Source organism: Limnohabitans sp. 2KL-17 (genome assembly GCF_003063415.1).
Lineage (GTDB): Bacteria > Pseudomonadota > Gammaproteobacteria > Burkholderiales > Burkholderiaceae_C > Limnohabitans_A.
The window spans coordinates 1-20,201 of the sequence record NZ_NESK01000017.1 but is presented as its reverse complement, the minus strand read 5'-3'; the positions used below and the strand labels follow the sequence as shown (position 1 = coordinate 20,201).

Genomic DNA, 20,201 nt, shown 5'->3' with positions numbered 1-20,201 from the left:
CAGGCTCACAATGCCGGCCTCTTTTGGTGCCAAGTTGTCTGGCGCTGAAATGCATCAGCCATCTTGAGCAACTTGCCCTCATCAAATTCTCTGCCCACCAGTTGAAAAGCCACGGGCAAGGCATTCACAAAACCTGAGGGCACACTCAAAGAAGGCAGTCCCAAAAAGTTGATGCCCCGATTGCAATGCGTGATGGCCGATATCTTCTTGGCGATCTCGCTCCAGTCCCCCTTGGTGGTTTCTGCGATGCTGGGAACGGGTACCGGTATGGTCGGCAGCAACGCACAATCAGCGTCTGCCATGGACATGTTGACCCACTGCAAAGCCAACACATTTTTGGCGGTGATGGCTTCGTAATAGTCAATGCCGCTGAAATCAAAACCAGGCTTGAAACGCGCAAGGACTTGCTCTGCGTAATCTTGCGGCCGCTCCCGGATCCAGTCTTTGTGCAACGAAGCAGCTTCGACCGTCAGGACGATCGACATCATCCGGTTGATCAAGGCCATGTCGGGCGGCTCTGTCCTGATGATGGATGCGCCCAGGTCTTCAAAAACCCGACAAGCCTCAGCGATGCAATCTGCAACGCCGGCATCCAAATGCTCCAGGTAATACCCACCAGGGACCGCTATTTTCAGGCCCTTCACATGGCCATCGAGCATCGCTTCGTAATCCGGCACGGCTTGCTGACTGGTGGTACTGTCCAGCGAATCGAACCCTGCAATGACCTTCAGCAAGCGGGCGCAATCGCGAGCGCTTCTGGCCAAGGGGCCGACACAATCGAGTGATCTGGACAAAGGCATCACACCATAACCACTGACTCTGGACCACGTTGGCTTGAGGCCTGTGACGCCACACATGGCAGAAGGGTGGCGAATGGAGCCTCCCGTATCGGTGCCCAATGAGGCGCAGGTCAACATGGCCGCAACCGCTGCACCAGAGCCACTTGAAGAGCCGCCAGGGCAGTAATCCGTGTTCCAGGGGTTGCGTACATGGCCGTAGTGCGCATTGAAACCGGTGGGGCTCATGGCGAATTCAGCCATGTGCAAAAGCCCCATGTCTATAGCGCCAGCCTCGTCCAAACGTGTCAAAGCCGTGGCAGTCACGCTGGGGATGAAATCCCGTGTGATGATGGATCCGTCATTTGTTTTTCTGCCACGCCGATAAAACAGTTCCTTGTGGGCCATCGGCACGCCATGCAAAACACCCAATGCCCCCCCTTTTGCACGCTCAACATCGGCCCTGCGCGCAGACGCCATGGCCGCATCCGACTGAAGAGAGGCCACACAATTGAGCTCGGGGCCCCATTGCTGGAGGCGATCGAGCGCCATGCGGGTCAATTGCTCCGAGCTGACCTCTTGCCGCGCGATCGCGTCTGCCGCTTCGCACAAACCCAGATTCGCGAGTTGGTCTGCCATGGATTTTGCCGATGGTGGTTAACGAACACCCAAAAACCGCTGCATGGTGTCACGGTCATTCATGAGCTCGTCGGCCAGGCAGTGGTGAACAATTTCACCGGTTTCCATCAAGTACACCTCGTGGGCCACCGAGAGTGCGCTGTAAAGATTTTGCTCAACCAACAAAATGCCCAGACCGGTTTTACCCAGTTCCACCACAATTTCTTCCAGGTGCTGAACCATCACGGGCGCCAAACCTTCGGTAGGCTCATCCATCAACAGCATTTCGGGGTCTGTCATCAGTGCCCTGGCAACGGCCAGCATTTGACGCTCACCACCCGACAACTGTGTGCCCAGATTGTTCTTTCGCTCTTCCAGACGCGGGAACAATTCATAAATTCTTTTCACCGTCCATAGGCTGCTTTGACTTTTGGAGGCAAATACCGTCAGGTGTTCCGTGACGCTGAGTGAGGCAAAAAGGCGTCGCCCCTGGGGGACAAACCCAATGCGCTTGCCCGCAATGACGTGTGGACTGAGACCCACCAGTTCCTGACCGTCGTACTGGATACTGCCTTTGCTGATGCGAGGCGGGTTCAAACCCATGATGGAGCGAATCAGCGTGGTCTTGCCCATGCCGTTTCGTCCCAGCAAAGCCACAACCTTGCCTTTGGGTACTTTCATGTTGACACCCCGCAGGATGTGGGCGTCACCGTAGTAACTGTGCAGATCTTTGATTTCAAGCATGGCGCGGCTTTCCCAAATAAACCTCTTGGACCTTTTCATCGACACGGATCTCGTCAGGCGTTCCCCCAGTGAGCACTTGCCCGAAATGCAGGCAAGTGACGTAGTCGACCAAGCCCAGGGCCAGGTCCATGTCGTGTTCAATCAAAATCAAAGTGAGATCCCTTGGCAGTGCGTTGATGACATCGGCCATCTTGACGCGTTCAGCTGGTGACAAACCGGCCGCCGGCTCATCGAGCAAGAGCAACTTGGGTTTTTGAACCAAGGCCATGGCCATTTCCAGTTGCCGCTGTTCACCGTACGACATGGTTTTGACTTCGGTGTTGCGCTGAGCGGTCAACTGCGAATTTTCAAGCGCCAATTCGATGGCTTCTTTTTCTGCAGGATGGGGTTGGCCGCTGCCAAACAACGCGAATTTTCGGCTCGAGAGTCCACAAACTGCCAAGCGGATGTTTTCCTGCACAGACAACTGTGGAAACAGATTGGTGATTTGAAAAGTACGCGAAATGCCCAGACTCGCGCGCTTGTTGGTTGTGAAGCGGGTCATGTCAACGCCGTCAAACTCAACCTTGCCGCTTGAAATGGGAACCACACCTGCAATGGCGTTGAACAATGTGGTTTTTCCGGCCCCATTGGGACCAATGATGGCTCGCCTTTGGCCTGCAGGCACCGACAAGGTCACACTGTCTACAGCCCGCAAAGCACCAAAGGTGACGCTTACGTTTTGAAGAGAAAGAATGGAATTCGTCACAAAAATATCCCTAGATGACCAGTGTGTCTGATGGGTGGTTCAAACACACTGGTTGGCGTACTTCAAGGCTTGTTGATCCAGTGATCAGGATTTCTTGATACCCTGAAACTCACGGCTGTATGGCGGCTGCTTCATGTAAACCTCAGGATCGTATTTGCCAAATTGCGAAACGCTTGGGTAAACCTCAATCGGCACGTTCCAGAATTTGCCATCAGGCCTGGCTTTTGTTTCACGAATGAAGACGTCATAGACGGGGTTGCCATACCGGTCCAACTTGACCGGCCGACCCAAGGGTGAGTTGGTCAACTCGGTCGACTTGACTGCATTGAGAAGTGCCGTCTTGTCCTCTACCCTGCCATTGATTTTCTTGATCGCTTCGGCAATCCACATGGCACCCGAATAAAGCGAAAAACCGTAAATCGAGGGCAGTTTTTCGTAGGCGGCGGTGTACTCGGCGACAAACTTCTTGGTGGCGGCGTTGTCAGCGCCCTCGGCAAAGTGAGCGGAAGAAATGATGCCACCCGCCTCAGCACCCAGGGTACGAATCACGGATTGGTCCGTCAGGTTCATGGCGCCGTACATGGGCAACTTGCCCTGCAGACCAAAGTTCTGAAATTGCTTGATGAAACGGTTGGCGTCAGCACCTGTCTCCATGACGAAGACCGCATCAGCCCCTGCATTTTTGATTTGAGCCAGGTATGGGCTGAAGTCGGCGGTGTTGATGGGGTGCCAGAACTGCTGCACCACTTGACCACCCAATTCAGTGAAGGTTTGGCAGAAACCACCGCACTGCTCATGGCCAAAGGTGTAGTCTTGGGAAATCGTCACGATCTTGCGGACTTTTTTCACGTTGTACGCATATTCAGCCAATGGCCGAGGCATTTGGCTGGCGGAATAACCAGCGACACGGACGATGTTCGGCACCGCTTTGCGCTGCGTCAATTCATCTGCCGCCACGACGGGAATAAAATAGGATGTGCCGCTGGAACGTGCGTACTCAGAAATCGCCAAACCGGTGTTGGCCAACACGCTGCCCATCAAAAAATGGACATTGCGCTGCTCTACCAACCTGCGGGATTTTTGCAAAGCCATATCCGGGTTGGAGCCATCGTCTTCAATCACGATTTCAACCTGGCGACCCGCCAGCGTCAAACCGTTTTGCTTCCAATACAACTCGAAGCCCTCCACCAGTTCTTTGCCTCCGGCAGCCAGCACACCCGTCAAGGGTGACAGCAATCCGATGCGGATAGGCCCGGTCTGGGCCTGCACAGTATTGACCCACGGAGCTGCGCCAGCGGCAGCAGTCAAGCCTAGGGATTGGATGAAATTTCTACGTTTCATGATGCACTCCTGATTAATGAACGAACAATTGAAAAAAACAACTCGGCTCTCTTACCTCTTGCACTGACTTATTGCGATTACTTCTTCTGACGGGACTTGATGAAATTGCGGGCCGCCCCAAGGATGCCGGTCGGCGCAAAGATCATGGTGAAAATGAACATGAAGCCCAGCACCATCAACCAGCGTTCGGTGTACAAACTGACAAAATTTTCCAAGGAAATGACCAAAATGGCACCGATGATGGCGCCAAACAAGGTGCCTACGCCGCCCACGATGGCCATCAACAAGCCTTCCACCGACTGTGCCAAAGCCACGGTTGAAGGGCTGACAAAACTGTTGAAGAATGCGTACAAGGCGCCCGCAATGCCAGCGAAGAAGCCTGACACCACAAAGCCGATGAACAAGTGCAAGGGCACGTTGTAGCCCAGTGTTCGCATGCGCGACTCGCTGTCCCGAATCCCTTTCAAGGTGAGACCGAAGGGTGAATTGACAAACTTCCACATGCCGAAGGTCACCACCGCAAAGCAGGCTGCAACAAAGTAATACAGATTCTGTTTGTTGAGCAACCACGCAGGTGCAACGCTGCCCCTGATGCCGTTTTCTCCACCGGTGACAGAGGTCCAGCGCAGGCAAACACCCCAGACGATCATGCCCAGTGCCAGGGTGAGCAAGATGAAATAAACCCCTGAGGTTCTGATCGCCAAAGCAGCAAAGATCATGGAAATGACCATGGCAGCCAGCACCCCCAGCAATGCACCGACCCAAACCGAGCCGCCCACCACGGTGACGTAGTGCAAAACCACGTAGGTGGCCACGCCAAAGATGGCGCCGTGACACAAAGAGGTTCGCCCCGTGAAGCCTGCCATGATGTCAACCGACATGGCCAGCATGGCAAAAATCAAAATTTCGGTCGCAATGCTGGTTTTGTAACCAGGGAGCAGCGTGGGTATGAGCGACAAGGCAACCAAGCCCAAAGTCGCATACAACATTTGCTTTTTAGTGAACAACATTCAAGCCACCTTTCCGAAAAGACCCAGTGGTCTGAAGGCCAACAAAATCGCCATGGGTCCGAAAATCACGAAGTAAGCCAACTCAGGGAACCAGACCTGACCGAATGTGGACAGCATGCCCACCAACAAACTGCCCACAGCGGCGCCAATCAAGCTGCCACGCCCGCCAATAATGACCACGGCCAGGCTATAGACCAGAATCTCGGAGTCGGCTGTTGGATACAGCGTCAGAAAAGCGCCACCCATCACCCCGACCAAACCCGCCAAAGCCGATCCCAGCATGAAGGTATAAATGAACACACGGCGAATGTCCACGCCCATGGCGGAGACCGTTTCGGCATCGTCCACCCCGGCCCGGATCAATGCCCCCAAACGTGTTTTGGTGATCAGCAAACCGAGTGCGATGAAAATCACAATGCCCACCAACAGCACAAACAATCGGTAGATCGGATACGTGATCTCCCCGAATTCAGCGGGACCATCCAGGAAAGCAGGCACCTGAATGCTGAAGGTATCTCCCCCCCAAAGCACCAGTGCCAGGTCGTTGAGCACAAAGGCCACACCCAGCGTGAGCAGCACCTGCCTGAGTTCGACGCCACGCACAAACCTGAGCAGGCCAAAGTCGATGAACAAGCCGATCAGGGCAACGCCAGCGGCCGCCCCGATGGCCCCCAAAAAGAAATTGCCTGTGAGGTTGGCCACCGCCAAACCCAAATACCCTCCAAAAAGGTACAGGGCGCCATGGGCCAGGTTGACAATGCGCATCAGGCCAAAGATCAGCGTGAACCCGCTGGCCACAACGAACAGCAAGGCTGCAAAAGTTGCGCCATTGAGGAGTTGAAATATCGTCATCGACACGGTAGATTCATCCTTTTAGAGAGGGACTTTCGCCACTTTAAACACACCACTGATCGTGCGCGAGCCGGCTTCGGACATTGAGAGCCCAAGGCCTGACACGAACTCAAAACTGCGACGCCTGCGATCCATACCAGTCAAGAATTTGTTCCCCAGTCCAGAACAAAACGTCCTTGCGTGCACGAATTTCAGTCAACAACTGCTTGTAATATTTGAGCCGATGGGGCGCTCCCATGATGTAGGGATGCACCACCAACGCCATGACCCTGGCCGAGTCGGCCGAGTCTTCGTAAATCTGCTCGAATTGATCGATGCCGCGTCGGTAGTATTCCGAAGCCGTGTGGTGCTGAATCAGCATCATCGCCACGTCATTGCATTCTTGCGTGTAGGGCACATTGATGATGGGCTTATGCCGTGTTTTCAGATAGACAGGCTGGTCATCCAGCACCCAGTCGCACACGTATTCATAACCGTTTTCAGACAGCAAGTCAGGGGTGTGCCAGGTTTCGGTCAAGCCGGGACCCAGCCAGCCACGTGGCCGCTTGTTGGTAAAGGCCTGGATCGCATCGGTTGTCCTGGCGATGTCTTCCTGCTCGTTTTCTACCTTTTGCATGTTGCGCTGGGTGTAACCATGCCCCATGAACTCCCAACCCCGATCAAGGGCTGCTTGAGAAATCGGTTCATAGGCCTTGATCGCCGATCCGTTGATCGCCAACACAGCCTTGATATCGAGTTCGTCCAGGACTTTCAACATCCGCCAAAAACCCACCCGATTGCCATACTCATGCCAAGCCCAGTTGGGAATATCCGGCATGGGCGAGCCACCTGCAGGCGGCGTCAACACGGTTCGAGGCATCGTTTGCTCAATGTCCCATTCTTCAATGTTCACGATGTTCCAGACCACCATGCGGGCACCACCCGGCAGCTTCAATGGCTTGCGGGCATTGATCGGTGAGTACGTGATCCTGTCCAGTGGCTTCATGCGGTTACCTCCTGTCACCGATGGTGATTTCAAGATCGCTCAAGCCATCCACACGGCCCAGCAAGCGGTCGCCCGGAAAAACCGGTGCAACGCCAGCGGGTGTGCCGGTATAGATCAGATCGCCCTCACCCAGGTCGTACAAGTGGGAGAGGTTGCTGACGATCTCGGGCACGGTCCAGATCATCTTTTCAATCACGGAGTCCTGCTTGGCTTGTCCATTGACCGAGACAAAGATGCGCCCTTGGTGAATGTGCCCGACCTCGGACACGGGGTGCAGATCGCCACACGGCGCAGATGCATCGAAACTCTTGCCGATCTCCCAAGGCAAGCCCTTTTTGCCGGACTCGCGCTGACGATCTCGCCGGGTCATGTCAAAGCCCACCGCATAACCAAAAATATGGTCCAGCGCTTGCTCCTTGCTGACCGCACGCCCTGCTTTGCCGATGGCCACCACCAACTCGACTTCAAACTGGAAGTCATCGGTCGCAGGTGGATAGGGCAGTGACTGGCCACTCAGTACCAGCGAATCCCTGGGTTTTTGAAAGAAGAAAGGCGGGTCGCGCTCATCCGACTCCTTCATTTCCCGAATGTGCTCGAGGTAATTACGACCGACGCAATAAATCCTTCTGACAGGAAAGGTCGCGTCGGTTCCGGCCACCGGAACGGCCACCACAGCAGGCGCTTGGATGACGTAAGTCATTATTTGGCCGTCTTTCTGGCTTCTTGGTACCAATCCAGAATTTGCTCACCGTTCCAGTGCATCACACCCGTGTGTTTGGCCATGTGCTTGCAAACGTCCTCAAGGTACTTGATGCGAAATGGCTGCCCTGAAATGTAGGGGTGAATGGCAATGGCCATCACGCGAGGGCGGTCCGAGCCTTCCTGGTACAAGCGATCAAAGGTATCGATGCACTTTTGCGTCCAGTAAGACGCCTCATGGTGCTGAACGGCCATCATGGGAATGTCGTTGTTTTCAACCGTGTAGGGAATAGTGACCAAAGGCCCATGCTCGGTTTTGATCTCGGTCGGTTCTTCGTCGTAAACCCAGTCACCAATGTATTTGATACCCGCTGCTGCAAGGTGGTCTGGGGTTTCATTGGTCTGCGTCAAGCCTGGGCCAAGCCAGCCCACAGGCCGCTTACCAGTGAATTTTTCAATCACATCCAGTGAGCGTTTGATCATGGCAGGCTGGTCTGGCTCAAGGTGAATCGGACCTTGCTGGTAGCTGTGACCCATGAACTCCCAGCCCGAATCCAGACAGGCCTGGGCTACCCGGGGGTAATCTTCACAAACACGCGCATTGATGGACAAGGTGGGTTTGATGCCGAGTTTTTCGTACATCTCATGGAAGCGCCAAAAACCCACCCGCATGCCGTATTCGTGCCAACTCCAATTGGCGACATCAGGCAACAAAACGGCCCCGGTCGGCGCCGGAATCACCTGACGGGCCATGGGCTTGCTGATGTCCCAAACCTCCAGATTGACAATGGTCCAGACAATGATCTTGCCGCCGTTGGGCAACTTCATAACAGGACGGTCAACAATGGCGCTGTAGGGCACCCGCTCTCTAGGAATCATGGTCATGCAGTCACTCCTTTATTTCTGGACGTAGTTAATTTCCCAGCTCTCAACAATCTGACTGCCGGCTTGCTTCAATATCACGGACATTGGGCATCGGGCGTTCAAGTCTTCACGCAATCTGGCCATGTCTTGTTCGGTGCCTGAAGTGGTGGCCTTGACCATCAACTCGATGGTGGGAAAAGGCACCGGCACATCGGCGACCCGATCAATGCCGCGGTGATCCAAATGGCCAAGCACATCAATTTTGTCGATCTTCAAATCGATCTTCATTTCCATCGCGATGCGCCGTGCAATCACGTTGGTGCACCCGATCAAAGCACCCAGCAGGGTCTCCAAAGGGGTCGGTCCCACATCGGTGCCGTGCCGGTAAGGCGGCTCATCGATCACAAAGGAATGCCCTCGCACGCGAACCTCGGTCAGGCTGGCGGTAGGCGCGTAACCTTCAAGCGCCACCTTGATCAATTTGTGCTCTTTCACATTCAACACGCTATTTCCTTTTTGAGAAGATCAAGGCTGGGTCTGATGAGGGACTCCAAACTGTGAAAGTTGAAAATAGCCCCCTTCTTTTGCCAAGCCTTGACATTGGCCAGCGTCACGGGCAAACCGAAGCGCTCACCTTGGGCCACTATTTTTTCGGCGATTTCATCGAGTGCTTGTTGAACCTGGGGCACGGTGATGTCGCCGCCAAATCCCATGCTGTGGGACAAATCGTTAGGACCTATGAGGAACACATCAAAGCCTTTGACGGCCAAAATTTGGTCGATGTTTTTCATACCCGCCTCAGATTCAATCTGAGGAATGATGATGATGTCTTTGGCCCTGGCGCCACAGGCGTAGCGCACTGTCTCCAAGATTGACTGGGCCTCTTGGGCAGTCTCCACCCTTGGGATAACCAGGCCATCGATGCCACGATCCAGGTAGCTCACCCAATCTTCCACGTTACGGGTTTTGCTTCGCACCACCGCGGCAGCGCCGTAGCGCTGGGCGGCACGGGCCATGGGCCCTACCGATTCAATGCCAATACCGGCGCGTTCACAATCGATGAACAAAATATCAATGCCCAATCGGGACACCAAATCGGCCACATCGAAGCCACCGGCGAAGGTGTTGATGGCCAACACAGGCTCGTTTGCCTGGATTTTGTTTTTGGCATTTGAACGGGCTGTCATGGTGCCTTTTTCAAGTCCGACAAGGACATGACTTCAGAGCTGGTCATCACAAACCCCAAGGCTGTTCGGATGCACAGCAAGGCTGCATCGTGCAAAGCAGGGTCGTCCATGGTGTCCACACAATCGCTGGGCACAATCACGGCGTAATCTCTTGAGCAGGCGGCCGACACCGTCGACAACACACAGCTGTTGGTGTTGACGCCCGTGATGATCAAGGTGTTGATGCCATGCGCCCTCAACGTAAAGTCAAGGTCGGTGCCAATGAAACAGTCATAACGCTTTTTGGTGTTGACGATCCAATCCTTCGCGGGATCGATCACCTGGGGCATCACCGTACAACCGGGTGAGCCCTGAATGTTGTGACGTTCGACATTTTTCCGTGTGGCGTTGGGGTCGTCGGCACGCGTTCTCCAGAACGGGTTGGAACGGATTTCTGGCACGTCGCGGTACGTGGTCACCAAGTGGATGACAGGCCAATCTTGCGCCCGACACCAGCCAAAAAGACGCGAGGCGTTGCCCAGTACCCGATCGGCTTGGGCTTGCGTCTTGACGGGCATGGTGGCCACAGAAAGGTCCATGTGCCCCCGATGCAAATCGATCGCGATGACCGCTGCCTTGACTTTGTCCACACCGAAGTTCATGACCACCTCAAATCAAAGGGTTGTGCGAAGTACTCAACAGCTTTTTCTGGTTGATACCGAATCGGTCAGCCAGCCAATCTGCCAGGATTTCCTGGCCAATGGTCGGGTTGTCATGCTGACAGTGCTCGGCACCGGTCTCTTCCTCGGACAACAGTCTTAGCGTGACATCCACACCTTTGGCTTTGCCATAGTCGTAAACTTTTTGGGCTTGGGACACGGTCAGCACGTCATGGCCACCGTGCATCACCAAAAATGGGCATTTCATGTTTTCGAGGTGCCCGTCCAGCGTGAATTCTCTGGCTTTTTCCATCGATTCCTTCATGGTCGGCTTGCCGAACACCCACTTGATGTGCTCGGCCAGACCGTGGTCTTCCGAGGCATTGCCCCACAGGTCGGTGATTGCCCAGATAGCGCCGTGCGCGATGCAGGCCGCCAATCGGGGCTCGTAGCAACCAGCGCGGGCTGCGTAATAACCGCCCAAGCTTGAGCCTGCCAGCGCGATGCGTTTGGCATCCACATCGTCACGCTTTTCCAGCCAGTCAATGCACTTGCCAATAGGCACTTCGGTGTCCACCCTGTTGACCACTTTGTGACGGCGCAACGTGCCTCCCTGTCCTGGGCCATCAATCATCAAGACCGAGATGCCACGCTGAAGCGCGCCATGGGCCTGCATGAACCACATTTCGTCTTTGATCGAATCAAGGCCACCCATGCAAATCAGGACAGGCTGGCGCTTTTCAGGGAACGGCGCACGCACAAAGTAGGCGCAAATGTTGACGCCGTTTTCATAGGGAATTTCGACTGCTTCGCCAGCAGGGTTCAGGTGGGAAATGAATTTCTTGCTGCAAGCTTCCATTTTCTCGAAGGTTGCCAAGCGGCGGGGGTCTTCGGGCTTGAGGAAAAACTCGGCTTGACGGTAGTTGTTGGCTGCACGCAAGTAGCAATTCATGGCGGTTTTGATGTGCCCAACACCCTCTTCTTCACAACCCCTGTCCCAGTTGCGATTGCCAACATGCATCCATTCTTTGTGCCAACTCTCCAGGTCGCCTGGAATCATGCGGCTTGCAGCCTGAAATGCTTCGCTGACCGAGCCGCCACCTTCTTGGGTCTCACCCAATCCACGGCGAAACTGATAGGCAAGCCAAGGATGGTCAGGCCAATGGTGCCAACCGTAGGGCTCGTAATGAGGCAGGCGGTTTTCGGTGATTTTTTCGATCAGGTTGTCTTCTGCCATTCGGAAAGCTCCAGCTGATTAATTCCAGACACATTCACCATTTTCAAGTGACTTGAATGATGATACGCGTTCCAAAAAATCTGTCCATATTTTTTTGCAAGTAATTACCCGGCGAATTAAAGTAATCAATTCAGGCGCCCTGCTGCTGTCACTGCAAAGGCATTTTTGCTCTCACTGAACCTGCAAAAAAGTGCCTGGTCATGGCCAAGGATCAGACAACCGGTCGAGGGCAACCACGGCCTGCTTCAGGGCTACCGCCTCTTGAAAAATCCATCCGTTGTGACTTGGAGGCTGCGTTGGCTTTCAATGCCGACAAGCCCACTTTGAATCCGACTGCGCACCTGTTCGCAGATGCAATCAGGCCACCTCGCCCAAACGTCCATCGCGAAAATCCGACAAGGCCTGGTAGATCTCTTCCTTGGTGTTCATGACAAACGGGCCGTATTGCACGATGGGCTCTTTGAGCGGTTGGCCCGCCACCAAAATCAACTGGGCATCGGCACTGGCTTCAATCACTACACCATCGGCCTGGGATGCGTTGACCAAAATCGCCATGCGTTGCGCAGGCACGGCCTGTCCTGCGATGCTGACTTGGCCTCGGTAAACATAAACAAAAGCGTTGTGCCCAGCAGGCAGCGCTTGCTCAAAGCGTGAGCCCATGGGCATGTGCACATCGAGGTAAATCGGCTGGGTTATTTCGCGGGTCACCGCACCCTGTACCCCATGGCTCGAACCGGCAATCACCGTCACGGCAACGCCTTCTGGTGTCTTGAATTGCGGCAATTGCTCATTTTGAAAATCGCGGTACCAGGGGGTGTTCATCTTCTCCGAGCTGTGCAAATTCAGCCAGAGCTGAAAGCCCTCCATCACGCCCTCATCTTGCTGCGGGATTTCAGAATGGATCACGCCCTTGCCAGCCGTCATCCATTGCACCCCCCCGTTTTGCAGCAGGCCTTCATTGCCTGCGCTGTCACGGTGCAGCATTCGCCCGGCGATCATGTAAGTCACGGTTTCAAAGCCCCTGTGCGGGTGGTCCGGAAAACCGGCGATGTAGTCGTCGGGCTGGTCGCTGCCAAAGGCATCCAGCATCAAAAACGGGTCCAGCCGGTGCTGCAGGTCTTGCGTGAGAATGCGGCTGAGCTTGACGCCCGCGCCGTCCGATGTGGCCTGGCCGGTGACCAGGCGTTCGATGGTCCGGGAGACGGCAACAGGGTGGGGGGTGGCAAGGCTGGACAAGGAATTCTCCTTTGAAATTTGGGGTAAAGCTTACACCTCCATCAAACCCCGCAAGCGCTCATGCGCCTGCCCTTGCCAATCCGGTGGCAACTGGTGCTTGGCTTGCAAGTAGTGGTGGGTGTAGACCTCCAGGTAAGCCTGCAAGGTTTCGGCGACATGGGATTCGCCAGCCAGTTCGAAGCACAGCGAGGCGACTTCACTGGTGCAAAAGTGGTCACCGCGCCGTGATCGGCGCAGTTGGTAGAGCGACACCTGCTGAGGATTCAGACTGAGCACCGGCAAGGTGTTCAGGTACGGGCTTTTGCGAAACATCTTGCGGGCTTCGGGCCAAGTGGCATCGAGCAATATGAACAGCGGTCGCTGGCCTGTTGGCGTGGCTTGAATCTCGTGCACGACCCTTTCTGGCAACACAAATTCACCTGGAAAAACCACGTAAGGTTGCCATTGCGGATCGGTCAGCAGCGCCAGCAATGCCGGGTCCACCTCAGTGCGAGCCCAGCCAAAAGCAAAGGTGTCTGGCACCACGTCGGCAATCAGCCAGCCGGTGTTGCTGGGCTTGAGCGGTTCAATGTCAGCCATCAACAAACACACACCAGCCCGTGTGGGCAACACGCTGCGCGCACCGCACATGCAATGGCTGGGCACCAAGCGGCAGCCGGCGCAGCGCTCGCCTTTGATGCCTCCGCGCGCCAGAAAGGGTTTGGCGCTGCGGGCGAGTCTGGCGCTGCGCAAACGTGAAACGGCGTGCGGCTCTAGCGCCAAAGTGGCAACGGGCCGGGGCACGGGTTGTGACACCGCCTCAAGCCGCTGTGGACATGCGCAATCTGCGGGCAGCATCTTCGGCCCGCGCATCGTCGATTTCGCGCAGCACGGCGTGCATGTCCACATCGGCATGGGTGCGGTCAAAGCGACCCGTGAGTGGGGTCTCGTTGCCCAGCAAACCGCTTTGGTAAAGGCTCCAGATTTCTGGTCCGTATTCGGTTTTCAAAAGGGTGGGCGCAAACTGCCCAAAAAAATCACGCAGGTTGCCCACATCCCTCATCAGCATGCGCTGCGCATGGTTGTTGCCTGCGGCATCCACAGCTTGTGGCAGGTCAATGATGACGGGTTCGTCCACACCAGGGGCACCCTCTTCACCCGGAATGTGTGCCAGCAGGATGTTGAACTCCGACAAATCCCCGTGCACCACACCCGCGCACAACATGCGCACCACCTCGGCAATCAGGGTGGCGTGGTGCTGCAAGGCTTGCTCGGGCGTGAAGGCCACATCGTTCAGGCGCGGAGCTGCGTCGCCATGCATGTCGGTCACCAACTCCATGAGCAGCACACCGTCAAAAAAGTTGTACGGCCGGGGCACTCGCACGCCTGCAGCGGCCAGGCGGTACAAGGCATCCACCTCGGCGCTTTGCCAGGCGGCCTCTTGCTCTTGCCGCCCAAACTTGCTGCCCTTGGCCATAGCCCGGGCCGAACGCGAGTTCTTGACCTTGCGGTTTTCGGTGTAGTCCACCGCTTGCCGAAAGCTGCGGTGCGTGGCTTCCTTGTAGATCTTGGCGCAACGGGTTTCTTCTCCGCAGCGGACCACAAACACCATCGCCTCTTTGCCACTCATGAGTTGGCGCACCACGGTGTCGATCAGGCCCTCTTCAATGAGGGCTTGCAATCTGGGTGGCGCCTTCATCCAGGGCGGTGCAAGGCACAGAGTTTGTTGCCATCCGGATCGCGCAAATAGGCCAGGTAAATCTTGCCAGCAGGGGTTTCACGAAAGCCAGGCGCGTCCTCGCAGGTCGTACCCCCGTTGGCAACACCCGCTGCATGGAAAGCATTGCCCTGCTCAGCAGACTTGACCGAAAAACCAATCGTGCTGCCGTTGCCGTGGGTCGCAGGCTCGCCGTTGATGGGCGTGGTGATGGCAAAGGTGCCCGTTGGGCTGCGGTAGAAATACCGGTTTTTGTTGGCCACGCCGGGGCCAAGGTCCAGCGCACCCAGCAAGGCGTCGTAAAACTTTTTGGAAACTTCCAGGTCACTCACACCCAGCATCACATGACTGAACATTGCGTTCTCCTTTGAAACCCGACATCGGGCGAATCGAATCGGGTCCATGTTACTAGATGGACAACGGCCGGGACGTGGTCGGCCCACCCTTCTGAGGGTCTCATGGGTTACCCAAGGGACAGCTGGTGACTGCGTGCACATCGGCCTTGTGGCAGCATCGGCATGAGAATTCAAACCCGACTTGTCCAGAAGGCTTTTCACCATGTCCATTTCCAACACCCTTTCTTTCGGCCTGCAGGGCCGGGTGGTCATCGTCACCGGGGCCGCCAACGGCATTGGCGAGGCCTGTGCCAGGCGTTTTGCCGCCGAGCAAGCCCATGTGGTGCTGGCCGATGTGAACAGCGAGCGTGGCAGCGCCGTGGCTGCCGAATTGCGCGCCCAAGGCCAAAGTGCCGACTTCATGGCCTGCGATGTGTCGCTGAAAGCCGATGTCGATGCCCTGGTGGCCCATGCGCTGCAAGCCTTTGGGCGCATTGATGTGCTGGTCAACAATGCGGGCATCTTCAAGGCCGCCGATTTTCTGGATGTGACCGAGGAAGACTTCGACGCAGTGATCAGGGTCAACATCAAAGGCTCATTTTTGATGGGCCAGGCCGCAGCCCGCGCCATGAAAAGCACCGGGGGCGGTTCAATCGTGAACATGAGTTCGGTCAACGCGGTGATGGCCATTCCCAACATCGCCAGCTACAACGTGAGCAAGGGGGGCATCAACCAGCTCACCCGGGCCATGTCCCTGGCATTGGCCGACTTCGGCATCCGTGTGAACGCGGTCGCACCCGGCACCATCGCCACCGAACTGGCCCGCAAGGCGGTGCTGACCAGCGAAGCGGCTGAAAAGAAGATCATGATGCGCACCCCCATGAAACGCCTGGGCGAGCCCGACGAAGTGGCCAAGGTGGTGGCTTTTCTGGCCAGTGATGCGGCCAGCTACATCACGGGCGAGATCGTCACCGTCGATGGCGGGCGCATGGCGCTCAATTACACCGTCCCGGTGTGAGTGCAAGCCACGCATCGCCCTTAAAAATGATTGACACGAAACATTGAACTGAAACGGAACCCGAACATGAGACTTCTTCACACCATGCTGCGCGTTGGCAACCTGCAACGTTCGATCGATTTTTACACCCAGGTCATGGGCATGAAACTGTTGCGTACTTCTGAAAACCCCGAGTACAAATACTCGCTGGCCTTTGTGGGCTATGGCAACAACCCCGAGCATGCCGAGCTGGAGCTGACCTTCAACTGGGGCATAGAAAGCTACGAGATGGGCACCGCCTACGGCCACATTGCGCTGGGCGTGCCCGACGCTTATGCGGCGTGCGAAAAAATCAAGGCTTCAGGCGGCAAAGTCACGCGCGAGGCAGGCCCTGTCAAAGGCGGCACCACCGTGATCGCATTCGTGACCGACCCCGATGGCTACAAGGTCGAGTTGATTCAGCGGCCCGAGTACGCTGCTGGTCAGGGCTTGCGCTGAATTTGGCAGGCCTCGCGTGCCAGCGCTTCGATGCGCGCCCAGTCGCCCTGGGCCAGTGCATCGGCGGGCACCAGCCACGAGCCGCCCACGCAGGCCACGTTGGACAGGCTGAAAAATCAGCCGCATTGCTTGGCGTCACACCCCCGGTAGGGCAAAACTTCACATCAAATCTTAAAAAACTGATAACACCTGACCTCACTCAGCGGCGGAGTGCTTGCTGTCAGCGCGTGAAGCCTGCTCTATTTCAAAACGGCATTGCGTGTCAGACATCAGCGTAGCCGAAGACACTTTCAAGGCTTCAGCCAAAGCAAAAACAACCGACAAAGACGGTTGATTGCGACAGGACTCCAACCTCGCAATGAATGTGCGATCAACCCCAGCACGCCAAGCCAACTCCTCTTGTGACCAGCCCATAGTAGCCCGCCGCGACTTGATCGCCGCAGCAAATGCGTTGATCAGTAAGGGATCGCGGGCTGCCGTCATGGCAGCAACTCTCGGGTAAACACCGAGTATGTGCACCGGCATATATGCTACATAATTGCAACAAACCAAAATATATAAGTACTATGGAACTCATAAAAGACAACGTCAGAAATCAAATAGCCTCATTGCTTCAGGAGCACATGGACATTGATCCTGTCTTGGCTTTGCAAGACACCCTGTTCACAGAATTGCACAAAGATTTCGACTCTTTGTCGCTGTTGGAATTGCAGCTCTTACTCGAAAAGGAATTCGAAATGGAGTTCGATGGCTTAGACCGTACAGCCAAAATGCCAACCAACGTAAGCGAAATGGCAGATGCGTTGATACGTGAGCATGTGCTTTATCTGCAGCGTCAGGCCAAGAAGCAAATCGCGAAACCAGACAAGTCTTCTGAATCCGCCGCAGGTTGACAACATGCATAGAGTGGTCATTACCGGCATGGGATCGCTTTCCGCCCTAGGCACGACAGCGCAGTCGTGCTTTGACAACTTAATTGCAGGGCACAGTGGCATACGCCCGCACCCCACGCACGCACTTCCTGTGCCCGTAGGTTATGTTGACTTTGATGCCGGTGCCCACTTCAGCAAGATGCAGTTGTTGGGGCTTGATCGAGTCAGTCAATTGGCCATCGTGGCGGCAGAGCAAGCCATGCAGCAAGCCCAAGCCGCAGAGCCTGCGCTGGACCGTCTGCAAATGGGTGTTTTTTGGGGCACAGGTGGCGGTGGTTGCGAATCAACAGAACACGCTTATGCCAAATTTTTTGATGCAGGCGGTGAACAAAAAAAGCTGCTGACCGTTCCTGCCGCCATGATCCACGCCGCTGCGGCACAGGTGGCCATGCGTTTTGGCATTGGGGGCGAGTGTCAGACCTACTCCACAGCTTGTTCATCGGCCGCCGTAGCCATTGGAGAAGCTTTTTGTCGCGTTCAATATGGGCATTGGCCCATGGCCTTGGCCGGAGGCGCAGAAGCGCCGTTGTTGCCCGGCGTCATGAACAGTTGGATGGCCATGCGCGTGCTCTGCACTGACCCGCAAGATGCACCTGGCACAGGGTGCCGTCCCTTCAGCGCAGACCGCTGTGGTTTTGCCATGGCCGAAGGTGCAGCTGCCTTTGTTTTGGAAGACTTGGAACATGCCCAAGCCCGCGGAGCCACCATCCTGGCTGAAATGCTCGGCTATGGCGTGAGCAACGATGCGGCCCACATCACCAAACCTGACTCCCAAGGCCAAGCCCGAGCCATGCAATCGGCCCTAAAGTCGGCCAAACTTGCCCCGCACGACATCGGTTACATCAACGCCCACGGCACAGCCACCCATGCAGGGGACATGGCAGAGGTGCAATCTATCGAGCAGGTCTTTGGCTCTGGTGCTGGAGGCATTCCCGTCAGTGCCACCAAATCTGCCCATGGGCATGCAATGGGTGCAAGTGGCGCATTGGAATGGGCGGTCACCATCGCTGCCCTGCGCAGACAAGTGCTGCCCCCCCACCACCCATTTCACACACGCAGACGCGGGTGTTTGCATGGACTTTATTCCCCACACCGCGCGACTGGCACCAGCCCTTCGATGCGCCATGTCCAATTCATTTGCCTTTGGTGGCAACAATGCCGTGCTGATTGCGCGGAGGTGGGAGTGAGCATGAACGCAAGTAATGAAAATGTTTGGCGTTTGCCGATGCACGACGAATTGGTTTTCGATTGGTCCTATGAAGCACAGGCATCTTCCGTACAAAACCTATACGCCAAAAGCAAGCATGCGCAGTGGGATGCCGCAGAGCGCATCAACTGGCAACAAGACCTGGACCCAGAAAACCCTTTTGGCTACGACGATAGATTGATGCCATTGTCTGGCACAGAGGCCTGGGCCAAAGCATCTAGCAAAGAACGTGCAAACGTACGTCACCAGTACCAAGCCTACATGGTCAACCAGTTTTTGCATGGTGAGCAAGCTGCCCTGCTCGCCGCAGCACGCTTGGTGCAAGTCTTGCCCGATGTCATGGGCAAACAGATGGCCGCACAACAAGTGGCCGACGAAGCCCGCCACATCGAAGTCTTTGAACGCCTGATTCGGGAAAAGATCCAAATTCGTTATCCCGCAGATGCTGGGCTCAAGGCGCTGATTGAAGAGGGCCTGCGCGACAGCCGTTGGGATTTTGTGGTGCTGACCACCCAGGTTTTGATCGAGGGCATGGCCTTGGTTTCATTGCAACAACTCAGAGATTTCAGCAAACACCCGCTGATTTCGACCATCGGCAATTACGTGATGGCCGATGAGGCCCGGCACGTGGCCTACGGTCAGCATTTGCTCAAAGATCACCTTTCCCAGTTGAGCACATACGAAAAGAATGAGCGCCATGATTTTCTGCTCGAAGGTATTGAAAAATGCAAAGCTGGAATCATGATACCTGAAGTGGATGGGTTTTATTTTTCGAATGAAGAAAAACAGTCTTGCATGTTTTTTCAAGAAAAAGTTGCAAGTAAATTTAAGTCGCGATGCTTGGATTTGGTATCGATTAATAATTAGAAATAAATTAATAATTTTCAGCAGTAATTTTCAAACTAAATTAAATTTTTATGACAAATTATACAAGAACCGTATCGGCAAATTAACTGAATTTTTGGTCCATCAAAATACTCAAAAATGAAATACTCAAATTTATTTCGCCCATCAACTCTGGCAGCTATTTATTTATTGGCGGCAGGCTTTTCGGCAAATGAAATACAGCACCTAATAAATCCAATTAAATATGATTTGGAAATTGGCAAAATACAAATATTTAGCGCGCTCTTGATCGCACCACCAATTGAAACATTTGTCCTAAGTTTTGCAATAAATTTATTAAATAAAAAATCTAACAATGTAATCACATCAATTGCAATTGGCATTGTATTTGGCTTAGTACACGGATTCAATGACGCACAAAAAATATTGCCTACCACCCTAATTTTCACAGGCCTATCCTTAATTTACTTAAAAACAAAATATGAATATGGAATAAAAATAGCCATATACCAGAATATCTATATACATTTTCTTATTAATTTATTTATTATAATTGCCATTAAATTGGGCACCTAACAGGCTGCTGAAATACTCCCATGTTTAGCAGGCTGCTGAAATACTCCCATGTTTAGGTCCACGCCGAGCCCCTGAGAAACGTTAATTGTTGAGCAACTACACGGACACATGATGCGCGGCGCTGACACCTTCACCGAGAGCCTTTTCACGATGCGTCATTTGGACGATTTCGTACCAGC

Annotated in this window: 23 protein-coding genes and 1 pseudogene; 5 read left to right on the top strand and 19 right to left on the bottom strand. The window is 54.8% G+C overall.

The window, feature by feature from the left end; genetic code table 11:
* Window positions 1–5: 5 nt before the first annotated feature.
* The 17 genes from B9Z45_RS09865 to B9Z45_RS09785 form a co-directional block, all read right to left on the bottom strand.
* Entirely contained in the window at window positions 6–1,415 is a 1,410-nt protein-coding gene (locus B9Z45_RS09865; protein ID WP_108407055.1) for an amidase, read from the bottom strand.
* Window positions 1,416–1,433: 18 nt separating this feature from the next.
* The gene (locus B9Z45_RS09860) at window positions 1,434–2,138 is read right to left on the bottom strand and encodes an ABC transporter ATP-binding protein (protein WP_108407054.1); all 705 of its coding nucleotides are present in this window, start codon (window positions 2,136–2,138) and stop codon (window positions 1,434–1,436) included.
* A complete protein-coding gene (locus tag B9Z45_RS09855) occupies window positions 2,131–2,886 on the bottom strand; it encodes an ABC transporter ATP-binding protein (RefSeq protein ID WP_158270399.1) in 756 nt (251 codons plus the stop codon). The genes B9Z45_RS09860 and B9Z45_RS09855 overlap by 8 nt, the downstream gene beginning before the upstream one ends.
* 84 nt (window positions 2,887–2,970) lie before the next feature.
* Complete coding sequence (locus tag B9Z45_RS09850; RefSeq protein ID WP_108407052.1) at window positions 2,971–4,227, bottom strand: ABC transporter substrate-binding protein; 1,257 nt, start codon at window positions 4,225–4,227, stop codon at window positions 2,971–2,973.
* Window positions 4,228–4,304: 77 nt separating this feature from the next.
* A complete protein-coding gene (locus B9Z45_RS09845) occupies window positions 4,305–5,237 on the bottom strand; it encodes a branched-chain amino acid ABC transporter permease (RefSeq protein WP_108407051.1) in 933 nt (310 codons plus the stop codon).
* Window positions 5,238–6,089 (bottom strand): branched-chain amino acid ABC transporter permease, encoded by an 852-nt coding sequence (locus B9Z45_RS09840; RefSeq protein ID WP_108407050.1) that lies wholly within the window; start codon window positions 6,087–6,089, stop codon window positions 5,238–5,240.
* A 109-nt stretch (window positions 6,090–6,198) separates the two neighbouring features.
* A complete protein-coding gene (locus tag B9Z45_RS09835) occupies window positions 6,199–7,074 on the bottom strand; it encodes a polysaccharide deacetylase family protein (protein ID WP_108407049.1) in 876 nt (291 codons plus the stop codon).
* Between the two features lie 4 nt (window positions 7,075–7,078).
* Window positions 7,079–7,774 (bottom strand): fumarylacetoacetate hydrolase family protein, encoded by a 696-nt coding sequence (locus tag B9Z45_RS09830; RefSeq protein WP_108407048.1) that lies wholly within the window; start codon window positions 7,772–7,774, stop codon window positions 7,079–7,081.
* Window positions 7,774–8,658 carry a polysaccharide deacetylase family protein gene (locus B9Z45_RS09825; RefSeq protein WP_108407047.1) on the bottom strand — a complete coding sequence of 295 codons (885 nt, stop codon included), beginning with the start codon at window positions 8,656–8,658 and terminating at the stop codon, window positions 7,774–7,776. Before B9Z45_RS09825 ends, B9Z45_RS09830 begins: the two co-directional genes overlap by 1 nt.
* A gap of 12 nt (window positions 8,659–8,670) precedes the next feature.
* Window positions 8,671–9,141, bottom strand: a complete 471-nt coding sequence (locus B9Z45_RS09820) for an OsmC family protein (protein ID WP_108407046.1) — start codon at window positions 9,139–9,141, stop codon at window positions 8,671–8,673.
* Window positions 9,135–9,824, bottom strand: coding sequence for an HpcH/HpaI aldolase/citrate lyase family protein (locus tag B9Z45_RS09815; protein ID WP_108407045.1), 690 nt, complete (start codon window positions 9,822–9,824; stop codon window positions 9,135–9,137). The genes B9Z45_RS09820 and B9Z45_RS09815 overlap by 7 nt, the downstream gene beginning before the upstream one ends.
* Window positions 9,821–10,465, bottom strand: coding sequence for a cysteine hydrolase family protein (locus tag B9Z45_RS09810; protein ID WP_108407044.1), 645 nt, complete (start codon window positions 10,463–10,465; stop codon window positions 9,821–9,823). The genes B9Z45_RS09815 and B9Z45_RS09810 overlap by 4 nt, the downstream gene beginning before the upstream one ends.
* Window positions 10,466–10,472: 7 nt before the next feature.
* A complete protein-coding gene (locus tag B9Z45_RS09805) occupies window positions 10,473–11,699 on the bottom strand; it encodes a S9 family peptidase (RefSeq protein WP_108407043.1) in 1,227 nt (408 codons plus the stop codon).
* A gap of 357 nt (window positions 11,700–12,056) precedes the next feature.
* Window positions 12,057–12,935: a pirin family protein gene (locus tag B9Z45_RS09800; RefSeq protein WP_108407042.1), complete on the bottom strand. Its 879-nt coding sequence runs from the start codon at window positions 12,933–12,935 to the stop codon at window positions 12,057–12,059.
* A gap of 30 nt (window positions 12,936–12,965) precedes the next feature.
* A complete protein-coding gene (locus B9Z45_RS09795) occupies window positions 12,966–13,718 on the bottom strand; it encodes a tRNA-uridine aminocarboxypropyltransferase (RefSeq protein WP_233252156.1) in 753 nt (250 codons plus the stop codon).
* Window positions 13,719–13,734: 16 nt separating this feature from the next.
* Window positions 13,735–14,613, bottom strand: coding sequence for a PA4780 family RIO1-like protein kinase (locus B9Z45_RS09790; RefSeq protein WP_108407040.1), 879 nt, complete (start codon window positions 14,611–14,613; stop codon window positions 13,735–13,737).
* A complete protein-coding gene (locus B9Z45_RS09785) occupies window positions 14,610–14,987 on the bottom strand; it encodes a VOC family protein (RefSeq protein ID WP_108407039.1) in 378 nt (125 codons plus the stop codon). Before B9Z45_RS09785 ends, B9Z45_RS09790 begins: the two co-directional genes overlap by 4 nt.
* Before the next feature lie 202 nt (window positions 14,988–15,189).
* On the opposite strand from B9Z45_RS09785, the gene B9Z45_RS09780 reads away from it, so the two are divergent.
* Both B9Z45_RS09780 and gloA read left to right on the top strand, forming a co-directional pair.
* Window positions 15,190–15,984 (top strand): SDR family NAD(P)-dependent oxidoreductase, encoded by a 795-nt coding sequence (locus tag B9Z45_RS09780; protein WP_108407038.1) that lies wholly within the window; start codon window positions 15,190–15,192, stop codon window positions 15,982–15,984.
* A 66-nt stretch (window positions 15,985–16,050) separates the two neighbouring features.
* The gene (gene gloA / locus B9Z45_RS09775) at window positions 16,051–16,461 is read left to right on the top strand and encodes a lactoylglutathione lyase (RefSeq protein ID WP_108407037.1); all 411 of its coding nucleotides are present in this window, start codon (window positions 16,051–16,053) and stop codon (window positions 16,459–16,461) included.
* Here the strand turns inward: gloA and B9Z45_RS09770 are convergent.
* Window positions 16,446–16,627, bottom strand: a pseudogene (locus B9Z45_RS09770) (keto-deoxy-phosphogluconate aldolase); the annotation flags it as partial. The gene gloA and the pseudogene B9Z45_RS09770 overlap by 16 nt on opposite strands.
* A gap of 29 nt (window positions 16,628–16,656) precedes the next feature.
* On the bottom strand, window positions 16,657–16,944 hold the full coding sequence (locus B9Z45_RS09765) for a helix-turn-helix domain-containing protein (protein WP_108407036.1): 288 nt from the start codon (window positions 16,942–16,944) through the stop codon (window positions 16,657–16,659).
* 140 nt (window positions 16,945–17,084) lie between these two features.
* Between B9Z45_RS09765 and B9Z45_RS09760 the strand changes: the two genes are divergently transcribed.
* The 3 genes from B9Z45_RS09760 (at window position 17,085) to B9Z45_RS09750 (ending at window position 20,022) form a co-directional block, all read left to right on the top strand.
* The gene (locus tag B9Z45_RS09760; protein WP_146180907.1) at window positions 17,085–17,354 is read left to right on the top strand and encodes a hypothetical protein; all 270 of its coding nucleotides are present in this window, start codon (window positions 17,085–17,087) and stop codon (window positions 17,352–17,354) included.
* 4 nt (window positions 17,355–17,358) lie between these two features.
* Window positions 17,359–19,467 (top strand): beta-ketoacyl synthase N-terminal-like domain-containing protein, encoded by a 2,109-nt coding sequence (locus tag B9Z45_RS09755; protein ID WP_158270398.1) that lies wholly within the window; start codon window positions 17,359–17,361, stop codon window positions 19,465–19,467.
* 117 nt (window positions 19,468–19,584) lie between these two features.
* Window positions 19,585–20,022 carry a CPBP family intramembrane glutamic endopeptidase gene (locus tag B9Z45_RS09750; RefSeq protein WP_108407033.1) on the top strand — a complete coding sequence of 146 codons (438 nt, stop codon included), beginning with the start codon at window positions 19,585–19,587 and terminating at the stop codon, window positions 20,020–20,022.
* The last annotated feature ends 179 nt before the right edge of the window (window positions 20,023–20,201 follow it).